Raw genomic sequence first — 11,160 nt, 5'->3', positions numbered from 1 at the left:
CTGCGCCGGTTTGAAAACCGACCCGGGCGGGGGGGGGGGGGCCGCCCGCCCGCGGGGCGCCTGGGCGTTCCGGGGGGGGTCTCGGCGGGGGGCGGGGGGCGCCACCCCCCCCCCGGTCGCCCCCTGGCCACTGCGGCGCCCACCGCACCGCGCCGCCCCGAACACCGCGCACGGAGCCCCACGGACCGGGCTCATGGGGATCCCCTATCGTGACCCCATGTCGAACGACGAGCAGCCCACCGCGCACCGCCAGGACCGCGAGATCGAATCCCTCGACGAGTTCGACCGCACCGTGCAGGCCCGGGGGACGCTGCGCGGATATCGCGTGCAATCCGTCGATCTGACGGCCCGTACGCCGGAGCTCCTCCGTACCGACACCACGGACACCGTTTTCCTCGGCTGCCCCATGGAGCCCGACGCCGCGTCGAAGGTGCGCGCCGACGGTGCCATGGTCTTCCCGCCCGTGCCGAACCTGCCGTTCGACCCCTACCGGGGGTTCCTCTACTCCCCCGACCGGCTCTTCGAAGGCCTGGAGGACGGCGGCTACGAGACGACCCCGGACGCCCTCGCCTACGCCTGGTTCCAGCGGACCAAGGCGGACGGCGACATATTCGCGTCCATGCTGCGCTCCGTGCACGACGACGCGATATCCGACGCCCTGGACGAACTCGTGGTCGGTGCGCGCGTCGTGGGCGTCATGGGCGGCCACGCGATGGCCCGTGGCACCGACGCCTACGCCGGTGCGGCACGCCTCGGGCGCTCCCTCACCCGTACTGGGCTGACCGTGGCCACCGGTGGCGGCCCCGGCGCGATGGAGGCCGCGAACCTCGGCGCGTACGCCGCCGCCCACCCGGACGAGATGCTGGACCAGGCGCTCGAAGTGCTCGCCGGGGCACCGTCGTTCGTTCCTTCCATTTCCGCGTGGGCACGGGCCGCCTTCGAAGTCAGGGCGCGCTGGCCTAAGGGGGACGACTCCATCGGAATCCCCACCTGGTTCTACGGCCACGAACCGCCCAACGTGTTCGCCGGCCACATAGCCAAGTACTTTGCCAACGCGACCCGTGAGGACGGCCTGCTGGCCCGCTCCAACGCCGGGGTGATCTTCCTGCCCGGTGCGGCGGGCACCGTCCAGGAGATCTTCGACAACGCGACGCCGAACTACTACCAGTCGCGTGGCGAACCGACCCCGATGGTCCTGGTCGACCGCGCCCACTGGACCGAGCGGCTCCCGACGTGGCCGCTGCTCCAAGCACTCGCGAAAGAACGCCCGATGGAGGCGCGGATCGCGCTCGTCGACTCGGTGGACGAAGCCCCCGACGCGCTCGCCATGCTTTCCTCGCGCTGAAGGGAACCGCCGCCCTGCTCACCGCGCCGTACGCCGGTACGCCGCCCGTCGGGATGACCTCTGAGGTAATCGACGCCGCGGCCACGGCGCGACAGGCTCATCCCCTGTACACACAAGCGTGAACAGGGGATCAAAGATGACCGACGCCGCCGCACTCACGGAACGCACCCGCGCTGCCGTCCAGCTTCTGCTCCAACGCATCGCGGAGGGCGACCCCGCCCGTATCGCCGAACTCTTCGCGGAGCAGGTCGACTGGGCCATCGCCGACAACCCCGCCGTCCCGTGGATCCGGCCCCGCACCACGCGCGCCGATGTAGCGGACCACTTCCGTGAACTCGCCGAGGGACAGTGCCCGGACCCGAACGGCTCCTCCATAGACGTCCTTGTCGCGGACGGGGCGGAGGCGGCGCTCAGTGGCCGGCTCGCGGGCACCGTACGGCAGACGGGGAAGTCGTTCAGCTCGCCCTTCGCCATGCGGCTGACAGTGGAGGACGGCCTGATCACGCGCTACCGCGTCTACGAGGACAGCCTCGCCGTCGCCGCCGCATGCATTCCCTGAGAGGGGCTCAGCGCGCCGCCTGTACGCGCCGTACGGGGCGCTCGTCCCGCTCCTCCAGGACCACCACGTCCTCCGCGGCGAAGGCGACCCCTACCGTCGCGCCCTCCGCCGGGGCGGCGTGCAGCCCGCACTCGGCCTCCAGGACCGGCCCGTCGCCCGGCTGGTCGGGGCGCAGCAGTACGGCGACGCGGCTGCCCCGGAACGTACGGGCCTCGACGGTGCAGCGCAGCCCCCGCGCGGCGTCGACCAGTCGTACGCCCGCGGGGCGTACCAGGAGCAGCCGTTCCCCCCGGGCGGAGCCGTCCGGTACGGGGATCCGGCCCCAGGGCGTTTCGGCGGCCCCGTCGCCCACGGTCGCGGGGACGATGTTGTCGAAGCCGAGAAAACGCGCCACGAACGCGGACGCGGGCCGCTGCCAGACCTCCAGCGGTGTGCCGCTCTGGGCGATACGGCCGTCGCGCATGACCACGACGCGGTCGGCGAGCGCGAACGCCTCGCCCTGGTCGTGAGTGACGGCGAGCACAGTCGTACCGAGCCGTCCGAAGAGGCCGCGCAGTTCGACGACGAGGCGCTCGCGCAGGCTTCGGTCCAGTTGGCCGAGCGGTTCGTCGAGCATCAGCAGCCGCGGGCGGGGCGCGAGCGCCCGTGCCAGGGCGACCCGCTGCTGTTCGCCGCCGGAGAGCGCGGCGACGGCGCGCCGCCCGGCGCCCGGCAGGCCCACGAGTTCGAGGAGTTCGTCGACCCGCAGAGCCTGCTCGTCGCGTGGCGCGCCGCGCATCCGCAGGCCGAAGGCGACGTTCCCCGCCACGTCGCGCTGCGGAAAGAGCTGGTGGTCCTGGAACATCAGCCCGACGCCGCGCCGGTGCACCGGCACCCCCGACTGATCGGTGCCGTCCAGGAGGATCCGCCCGGTGTCCGGGCTCTGGAGGCCCGCCACGACGCGCAACAGGGTCGACTTGCCGCTTCCGCTCGGACCGAGCACACAGACGATCTCGTGCCCGGCCACCTCCAGATCGACCGCGTCGAGCGCGGCGTGCGGCGCGGTGCCGGTGCCGAACCGTACGGTCACGTCCGACAGGGTCAGCAAGGCCATCAGAACTCTCCCGAGCGGTCGGTACGGATACGTTCGAGCACCAGCAGCGACACCGCGCACACCACCATCAGGACCGTGGAGAGCGCCATCGCCTGCCCGTAGTTGAGCTCCCCGGGCCGGCTCAGCAGCCGCGCCACGGCCACCGGCAGCGTCGGCCGGTCGGGACGCGCGATGAAGACCGTCGCTCCGAACTCACCGAGCGAGACGGCGAAGGCAAACCCTGCCGCGACGAGCGTGGCCCGCCGTACCAACGGCAGATCGACCTCCCGCCAGGCGCGCAGCGGCGACGCACCGAGAACGGCAGCCGCCTCGCGCAGCCGCCCGTCCACCGCGCGCAGCACCGGCAGCATGATCCGTACGACGAAGGGCACGCCCACCAGCGCCTGGGCGAGCGGCACGAGGATCCAGGAAGCCCGCAGGTCGAGCGGCGGCTCGTCGAGGGTGATCAGGAAGCCGAATCCGACGGTGACGGCGGAGACGCCGAGCGGCAGCATCAGCAGCGCGTCGAAGCCCCGTACGAGGCGCCCCGCGCGGCGGGTCAGCGCGGCGGCGGCGAGGCCGCCGATCACCACCGCGACGACCGTGGCGACCAGCGCGTACCGCAGCGAGTTCCAGACAGCCTCCAGCGGCGGTACGAGGAAGGTGCCGCCGCTCGCGTCGACCGAGGCGAGCGCCCGGTAGTAGGCGAACCCGTAGCCGCTCGGACCGTCCAGGGAGCGCTCGACGAGCACCCCCAGGGGCAGCAGGATCAGCAGGGCGACGGTCGCGAGCACGCCGCCGAGCAGCGCCCACTGCCCGGCGCCGGCGGGCCGACGCGCGGTCTGCGCCGGGTCGACGAGCTTCAGCGCGGACTCCCTCCGCCGTACGGTCCCGGCGTGTACGGCGAGAATCGCGCCGACCGCCACGAACTGGACGAGCGTGAGTACGGCCGCGGTGGGCAGGTCGAGGAGCTGCGCGGTCTGCCGGTAGATCTCGACCTCAAGGGTGGAGAAGCCGGGGCCGCCGAGGATCTGCACGACGCCGAAGGAGGTGAACGTGAAGAGGAAGACCATGAGCGCGGCGGCGGCGACGGCCGGAGCGAGCGCGGGCAGGGTCACGCGACGCCACGCCGCGAGGCGTCCGGCGCCCAGTACGCGCGCCGCTTCCTCCTGGCGCGGGTCGAGCTGTGACCACAGGCCGCCCACGGTGCGTACGACCACCGCGTAGTTGAAGAAGACATGGGCGAGAAGGATCGCCCAGACGGTGGTGTCGAGCCGTACGCCCCACAGGTCGTCGAGGAGTCCGCCGCGCCCGAGCAGCGCCAGGAAGGCGGTGCCGACGACGACAGTGGGCAGCACGAAGGGCACGGTGACCACGGCGCGCAGCAGTTGCTTCCCCGGGAAGGCGAAGCGCGCGAAGACATAGGCGCCGGGCAGTGCGATCAGCAGCGTGAGAGCGGTGGAGGCGAGCGCCTGCCAGGTGGTGAACCACAGGACGCCGAGGATGTCGGGGCGGCCCAGTACGTCGCCCACGCGCCCGAACTGCCAGGCACCGTCAGTCCTGAGGCCGCGGCCGACGATCGCGGCTACGGGGTAGGCGAAGAAGACGGCGAAGAAGGCGAGCGGCCCGGCCATCAGCGCGAGGCGTACGGCGCTGCCACGCCCGCGTCCACGTCCGCTCCCCCGTCGCTCCGGGGCCCGCGTGACACCGCGCCCGCGCGCGGCGCCGCGCACCGTGCTCCGCAGTACGCGCCGTAGCCCGCCGCCCCGTACGCCGCCACCGCGTGGCACGGCGCCTCGCCCGGCGCGGCCGTCCTTCTCCGCCGCCCGGTCCTTCTCCCCCTCGGCTACTTCACTGTGAGGGAGGACCACGACTGGATCCACTGCTCGCGGTTGGCGGCGATACGGTCGGGCGCCACGGTCTCGGGCCGGTCGACGGTCGCACCGAACTTCGTGAACAGTTCGGGCAGTGCGACGCCCTTGACCACAGGGTTCACGAACATGTTCAGCGGCATGTCCGCCTGGAACTTCTCACTGATCAGGAAGTCCAGCAGCGCCTTGCCGCCGGCTGGGTTCTTCGCGCCGTCGAGCAGCCCCGCGAACTCGGTCTGCCGGAAGCAGGTACCGGTGGAGACCCCCGTCGGTGCCTCCTGGGGCTGCGGCTTCGCGTACAGCACCTCCACGGGCGGACTGGAGGCGTACGAGACCACCAGCGGCCGGTCGCCCTTGGCCTTCTTGCCACCCGCGGAGCCGGAGAAGCTCTCGTTGTACGCCTGCTCCCAGCCGTCGACGACCTGGACGCCGTTGGCCTTGAGCTTCTTCCAGTAGTCCTGCCAGCCGTCGTCCCCGTAGTGCGCGACGGTGCCCAGGAGGAAGCCGAGGCCGGGCGAGGATGTCGCGGCGTTCTCGGTGACCAGGAGGTCCTTGTACTGGGGCTTGATCAGGTCGTCGAAGGACTGCGGCGGCGCCAGCTTCTTGTCCGCGAAGTACTTCTTGTCGTAGTTGACGCATATGTCGCCGGTATCGATCGGCGTGACGCGGTGCTTCTCCTTGTCGAGCTGCGCGCTCGCGTCGACCCGGTCCAGACCCTTCGCCCCGTACGGCGCGAAGAGGCCGTTGTCCAGGGCCCGGGAGAGCAAGGTGTTGTCGACGCCGAAGAAGACGTCCCCCTGGGGCGACCCCTTGGTCAGGATCTCCTTGTTGAGCGCTTCGCCGGCGTCGCCGCTCTTCAGCACCTTGACGGTGTAGCCGGTCTCCTTGGTGAACTCCTTCAGCACCGCGGGGGACGCGTTGAAGGAGTCATGGCTGACGAGGGTGACGGTCTTGGACTGCGCGCCGCCACTCCCCCCGTCGCCGGACGACGCGGAGCCGTCGGAACCACCGCAGGCCGCGAGAGTCGCGGCGCCGAGCGCCGCGGCCAGCGCGGCGAACGCCGCCCTCCTGGCGCCGGTACGGATACGGATCGTGCTCACTGGTTTTCCTCCTGGGATGTCCAGGAGAAGACGCGGCCCCGCCCAGGGACCGGTCGTCGGCACGGACCGGACCCGGGGCAGGGCGCAACAGCTTGAGTGATGTCCGAACTTCCTACCCAGAATGACCTGGGCAAGGTTCAGAGGGTCTGCGACCGCTGCCCGTTCTCACGGACATGTGCCGCACTCTCAGCGCTGTGGCGCTCCCCTGTCGGAAAATATGCAATGCGTTTCGGCCCAAGGTTACCCCCAGGGCGCGCTACCGCTCCGTGGCGGCCAGCTGTCCGCACGCCCCGTCGATCTCCTGGCCCCGTGTGTCGCGTACGGTCACCGGCACGCCGTGCGCCGCGATCGCCTCGACGAACTTCTTCTCGTCCTCCGGCCGCGACGCGGTCCACTTCGAGCCCGGGGTCGGGTTGAGGGGGATCAGGTTGACGTGGACCCGCTTGCCCTTGAGGAGCCGGCCCAGCCGGTCGCCCCGCCACGCCTGGTCGTTGATGTCGCGGATCAGGGCGTACTCGATGGAGATCCGCCGGCCGGACTTCTCCGCGTACTCCCACGCGGCGTCCAGCACCTCCCGGACCTTCCAGCGCGTGTTGACCGGAACGAGGGTGTCGCGCAGTTCGTCGTCGGGGGCGTGCAGCGAGACCGCGAGACGGCACTTGAAGCCCTCGTCGGCGAAGCGCAGCATCGCGGGCACCAGACCGACCGTGGAGACGGTGATCCCGCGCTGCGAGATACCCAGACCGTCCGGCTCGGGGTCGGTGAGCCGCCGGATCGCGCCGACGACACGCTTGTAGTTGGCGAGAGGCTCGCCCATGCCCATGAAGACGATGTTGGACAGCCGCGCGGGGCCACCGGCGACCTCGCCGTCGCGCAGGGCGCGCATCCCGTCGACGATCTGGTGGACGATCTCCGCGGTGGACAGGTTACGGTCCAGTCCCGCCTGCCCGGTCGCGCAGAAGGGGCAGTTCATCCCGCAGCCCGCCTGCGACGAGATACACATGGTGACCCGGTCTGGGTAGCGCATCAGCACGGACTCGACGAGCGTGCCGTCGTGCAGCCGCCAGAGCGTCTTACGCGTCGTGTCGTCGTCGCACGAGATGTGCCGCACCACCGACATCAGCTCGGGCAGCAGCTCCGTCGCGAGTTTCTGCCGCGCGGCGGCCGGGATGTCCGTCCACTGCTCGGGGTCGTGCGCGTACCGCGCGAAGTAGTGCTGCGACAGTTGCTTGGCGCGGAACGCCTTCTCCCCGATGGCGGCGACGGCCTCGCGACGCTCGGCGGGGGTGAGGTCGGCGAGGTGCCGCGGGGGCTTCGTGGCTCCGCGGGGCGCGACGAAAGTGAGTTCTCCGGGTACAGGCATGGTCCGTCCAGTGTCGCAGACGACGCCGCGTGGCCCGCCGCCCCGTACGCCGCCCAGGGCTGCCGCTCAGAGAGACCCGCTCCGGGAGACCGCCCCAGGAGGACACGGGAAGACACAGCACGGGAAGACAAGAGGGACGAGCGCGCCAGGAAGACAAGAAGAAGAGGGGGTACGCCACGCCGTGCGCGGCGTACCCCCTCACCACATGATCAGGACCCCACGAAGAGCACCAGGAGCAGCCAGACCACCGGCGCCGTGGGCAGCAGCGAGTCGAGCCGGTCCATGATCCCGCCGTGCCCCGGCAGCAGCGTGCCCATGTCCTTGATCCCGAGATCACGCTTGATCATGGACTCACCGAGGTCGCCGAGCGTGGCGCTGGCCGCGACGGCCAAGCCGATCAGCAGCCCCTGCCACCAGGCGCCGCCGTCGATCAGGAACTCCATCAGGAGCGCGCCGGCCACCATCGCGAAGGTCACGGCGCCGCCGAGCCCCTCCCAGGTCTTGCCGGGGCTGATACGGGGCGCGAGCTTGTGCGTACCGAAGCGCCAGCCGACCGCGTACGCGCCGGTGTCGCTGACGACGGTCAGTACGAGGAACATCAGCACACGCTGTGAGCCGTCCCCCGCTGTGAGCATCATCGCGACGAAGGTCGCCAGGAACGGCACGTAGAAGGCGGCGAAGACCCCCGCGGTGACGTCCTTGAGGTAGCCCTCGGGTGGCTCCGTCATCCGCCAGATCAGCACGGCGAGCGCGGTGAGGGCCATCGCGACCCAGGCACCCTCCGCACCGCGCGCGTACCCCGCGACGACCATCGCGGCGCCGCCCACGGCCAGCGGTACGAGCGGTGCCTTGATGCCCTTCTTCTCGTCGAGCCGCGAGGTCAGCTCCCACAACCCCACGACCACGGCGATCGCTATGACACCGATGAAAACGGCCTTGACGATGAAGAGCGACGCCGCGACCACGGCACCGAGCCCGACACCGACTCCTATGGCCGCGCGAAGATCACGACCGGCCCGCTTCTTCGGCGGGGACGGCGGGGGCTCGGCCATGGGCTCCTGCGAAGTCTCGTCGCGGAACAGGGGGCCGCCCGGCCGAGCAGCCCCCCGGTCGTCGTTCTGGGCCCCGCCGTTCGCGGGTTCGTCGGGCACGATGGGCATGGGCCGAGTCTGCTGTGCGGAATGCTCATCGTATGCGGGACCCGCCGGGGCAGCCCCCTGGTCGGTCGGTCCCCAGTAACCGGCTGTCGGCAAGGCCCCCCGGGAAGAGTCGTTCATCAGACTTCGAGCAGCTCGGCTTCCTTGTGCTTGAGCAGCTCGTCCACCTGCGCGACGTACTTCGCGGTGGTGTCGTCGAGCTCCTTCTCGGCGCGGCGTCCCTCGTCCTCGCCGACCTCGCCGTCCTTGACCAGCTTGTCGATGGTCTCCTTGGCCTTGCGGCGCACGGCGCGGATCGAGATCTTCGAGTCCTCGGCCTTGGTCTTGGCGACCTTGATGAACTCCTTGCGGCGGTCCTGGGTCAGCTCCGGGAACACCACCCGGATGATGTTGCCGTCGTTGCTCGGGTTGACGCCGAGGTCGGAGTCGCGGATGGCCTGCTCGATGTTGCGCAGCGCGCTCTTGTCGAACGGGGTCACCACGGCCATCCGTGCCTCGGGTACGGCGAACGAGGCGAGCTGGTTGATCGGGGTGAGCGCACCGTAGTAGTCCGCCACGATCTTGTTGAACATCGCCGGGTGCGCACGCCCGGTGCGGATCGCGGCGAAGTCGTCTTTGGCGACCAGGACGGCCTTCTCCATCTTCTCCTCGGCCTCGAGGAGGGTCTCTTCGATCACCACTTGCTCCTGCGTGTCTTGAGTGGGCCCGGCATGCTTGCCGGCCGGCGGAACCTGCGTCGCGTCTTGTCCTGCACGGTGTCCGACCGGCAGGGCTTTGTCCATCCCCGTACGGGGCAGCCCGGAATCAGTTCCGGGTGCCCTGGTCGCTCACGAGTGTGCCGATCTTCTCACCCTTGACCGCACGCGCGATATTGCCTTCCTTCAGCAATTCGAAGACGAGGATCGGCAGCCGGTTGTCCTGGCACAGCGTGATCGCGGTCATGTCGGCGACGCGCAGATCACCGGCGATGACCTCGCTGTATTCGAGCGCGTCGAACTTGACCGCGTCGGGGTTGGTCTTGGGGTCGGAGTCGTAGACCCCGTCCACGCCGTTCTTCCCCATCAGCAGCGCCTGGGCGTCGATCTCCAGGGCGCGCTGGGCGGCGGTGGTGTCGGTGGAGAAGTACGGCATGCCCATACCGGCGCCGAAGATGACGACGCGGCCCTTCTCCAGGTGGCGTACGGCGCGGAGCGGGATGTACGGCTCCGCGACCTGGCCCATGGTGATGGCCGTCTGGACGCGGGAGTCGATGCCTTCCTTCTCCAGGAAGTCCTGAAGGGCCAGGCAGTTCATTACCGTACCGAGCATGCCCATGTAGTCGGAGCGGGCCCGGTCCATGCCGCGCTGCTGGAGTTCGGCGCCGCGGAAGAAGTTCCCGCCGCCGAGGACGACCGCGATCTGGGCGCCGTCGCGGACGACGGCGGCGATCTCGCGGGCGATGGCGTGGACGACGTCGGGATCGACTCCGAGCGCCCCTCCGCCGGCGAACGCCTCACCGGACAGCTTCAGCATGAAGCGTCGCTTCGCACCGTCGGCGCTCTTCTCGGCGCTCTTGTCGGCCTGTTCCATGGAGATCTCCTCGTGCACATACGAAGAAGGCCATTGCCGGGGTCCTTGCGGTTCCCTGTGCGGCAATGGCCTCCTCGTCAGATCTGCGGTCGCCCGGCCGCCTGCGAAGTAATGCCGTCAGGCACACGCGAGCGACTGCCTCCGACCCTATCGGGGTCTTTGGTTGATCGCGTACGGACTCAGACGCCGACCTTGATGCGCGAGAAGCGCTTCAGGGTGACACCGGCCTCGTCCAGGATCTTCTGGACGGACTTCTTGTTGTCCTTCGCGAAGGCCTGCTCCAGAACGACGTTCTCCTTGAAGAAGCCGTTGACGCGACCCTCGATGATCTTCGGAAGGGCGGCCTCGGGCTTGCCCTCCTCGCGCGAGGTGGCCTCGGCGACGCGGCGCTCCTTCTCGACCGTCTCGGCCGGGACCTCGTCGCGGTTGAGGAACTTCGGCGCGAAGGCGGCGATGTGCTGCGCGATGTCCTTGGCGACCTGGGCGTCTTCCTTGTCCAGCTCGACCAGCACGCCCACCTGCGGCGGGAGGTCGGGCATCGTGCGGTGCATGTACGCCGCGACGTAGCCGCCGGTGAACTGCGCGAAGCGGTCCAGGACGATCTTCTCGCCGAGGTTCGCGTTCGCCTCGTCCACGTACGCCTGGACGGTCTTGCCGGCCTCGATCTCGGAGGCGAGCAGCGTGGCGAGGTCGGCCGGGGACGTCGCGGCGACGTGCGCGGCGAGCGTGTTGGCCACGGCCTGGAACTTGTCACCCTTGGCGACGAAGTCCGTCTCGCACTTCAGCTCGAGGAGGACGCCGGAGGTCTTGTCGTCGGAGATGAGGGAGACGACGGCGCCGTTCTCGGCCGAACGGCCCTCGCGCTTGGCGACGCCCTTCTGACCCTTGACGCGGAGCGTCTCGACGGCCTTGTCGACACTGCCGTCGGCCTCTTCCAGGGCCTTCTTGCAGTCCATCATGCCGGCGCCGGTGAGCTCGCGGAGCTTCTTGACGTCAGCGGCGGTGAAGTTCGCCATGATCTGTAATTCTCTTTCGAAGGTCTGAAAGATCTACGGGTGAACGGCGGGGGCCGATGGGCCCCCGCCGTCAACTGCCGAACCTGATGAAGGTCAGGCCTGCTCGGT

At 70.1% G+C, this 11,160-nt stretch carries 11 protein-coding genes and 1 riboswitch (1 of these 12 only partly in view); of the genes, 2 read left to right on the top strand and 9 right to left on the bottom strand.

Annotated elements, in window-relative coordinates; translation table 11 throughout:
• Positions 1 to 217: 217 nt before the first annotated feature.
• Positions 218 to 1,345 (top strand): LOG family protein, encoded by a 1,128-nt coding sequence (locus ACFXPK_RS20250; protein ID WP_385006447.1) that lies wholly within the window; start codon positions 218 to 220, stop codon positions 1,343 to 1,345.
• A gap of 136 nt (positions 1,346 to 1,481) precedes the next feature.
• The gene (locus tag ACFXPK_RS20245; RefSeq protein ID WP_385077230.1) at positions 1,482 to 1,904 is read left to right on the top strand and encodes a nuclear transport factor 2 family protein; all 423 of its coding nucleotides are present in this window, start codon (positions 1,482 to 1,484) and stop codon (positions 1,902 to 1,904) included.
• A 7-nt stretch (positions 1,905 to 1,911) separates the two neighbouring features.
• On the opposite strand, the gene ACFXPK_RS20240 is transcribed toward ACFXPK_RS20245, so the two are convergent.
• The 9 genes from ACFXPK_RS20240 to rpsB form a co-directional block, all read right to left on the bottom strand.
• Positions 1,912 to 2,997 carry an ABC transporter ATP-binding protein gene (locus ACFXPK_RS20240; protein ID WP_385077227.1) on the bottom strand — a complete coding sequence of 362 codons (1,086 nt, stop codon included), beginning with the start codon at positions 2,995 to 2,997 and terminating at the stop codon, positions 1,912 to 1,914.
• The gene (locus ACFXPK_RS20235) at positions 2,997 to 4,610 is read right to left on the bottom strand and encodes an ABC transporter permease (protein WP_385077225.1); all 1,614 of its coding nucleotides are present in this window, start codon (positions 4,608 to 4,610) and stop codon (positions 2,997 to 2,999) included. Before ACFXPK_RS20235 ends, ACFXPK_RS20240 begins: the two co-directional genes overlap by 1 nt.
• 212 nt (positions 4,611 to 4,822) lie before the next feature.
• Complete coding sequence (locus ACFXPK_RS20230) at positions 4,823 to 5,947, bottom strand: thiamine ABC transporter substrate binding subunit (RefSeq protein ID WP_385006453.1); 1,125 nt, start codon at positions 5,945 to 5,947, stop codon at positions 4,823 to 4,825.
• 91 nt (positions 5,948 to 6,038) lie between these two features.
• Positions 6,039 to 6,164: riboswitch (TPP riboswitch) on the bottom strand.
• 39 nt (positions 6,165 to 6,203) lie between these two features.
• Positions 6,204 to 7,310 (bottom strand): 23S rRNA (adenine(2503)-C(2))-methyltransferase RlmN, encoded by a 1,107-nt coding sequence (rlmN, locus tag ACFXPK_RS20225; protein WP_385077221.1) that lies wholly within the window; start codon positions 7,308 to 7,310, stop codon positions 6,204 to 6,206.
• Positions 7,311 to 7,519: 209 nt separating this feature from the next.
• The gene (locus ACFXPK_RS20220; RefSeq protein ID WP_385001700.1) at positions 7,520 to 8,587 is read right to left on the bottom strand and encodes a phosphatidate cytidylyltransferase; all 1,068 of its coding nucleotides are present in this window, start codon (positions 8,585 to 8,587) and stop codon (positions 7,520 to 7,522) included.
• Positions 8,587 to 9,144 (bottom strand): ribosome recycling factor, encoded by a 558-nt coding sequence (gene frr, locus ACFXPK_RS20215; protein ID WP_046499668.1) that lies wholly within the window; start codon positions 9,142 to 9,144, stop codon positions 8,587 to 8,589. The genes ACFXPK_RS20220 and frr overlap by 1 nt, the downstream gene beginning before the upstream one ends.
• A gap of 127 nt (positions 9,145 to 9,271) precedes the next feature.
• Entirely contained in the window at positions 9,272 to 10,036 is a 765-nt protein-coding gene (gene pyrH / locus ACFXPK_RS20210) for a UMP kinase (protein WP_385001703.1), read from the bottom strand.
• Positions 10,037 to 10,215: 179 nt separating this feature from the next.
• On the bottom strand, positions 10,216 to 11,052 hold the full coding sequence (gene tsf, locus ACFXPK_RS20205) for a translation elongation factor Ts (RefSeq protein ID WP_385001706.1): 837 nt from the start codon (positions 11,050 to 11,052) through the stop codon (positions 10,216 to 10,218).
• Positions 11,053 to 11,122: 70 nt separating this feature from the next.
• Positions 11,123 to 11,160, bottom strand: the 3' end of a protein-coding gene (rpsB, locus tag ACFXPK_RS20200; RefSeq protein WP_385077216.1) for a 30S ribosomal protein S2. 946 nt of this gene lie beyond the right edge of the window; 38 of the gene's 984 nt are visible here — the last part of the coding sequence; its start codon lies off the right edge, out of view — the gene reads right to left on this strand; its stop codon occupies positions 11,123 to 11,125.

The sequence above is a fragment of the Streptomyces sp. NPDC059142 genome (assembly GCF_042755665.1).
GTDB lineage: Bacteria > Actinomycetota > Actinomycetes > Streptomycetales > Streptomycetaceae > Streptomyces.
Note: the sequence above shows the minus strand (reverse complement) of the source record. Positions and strands in the feature narration are given on the sequence as shown.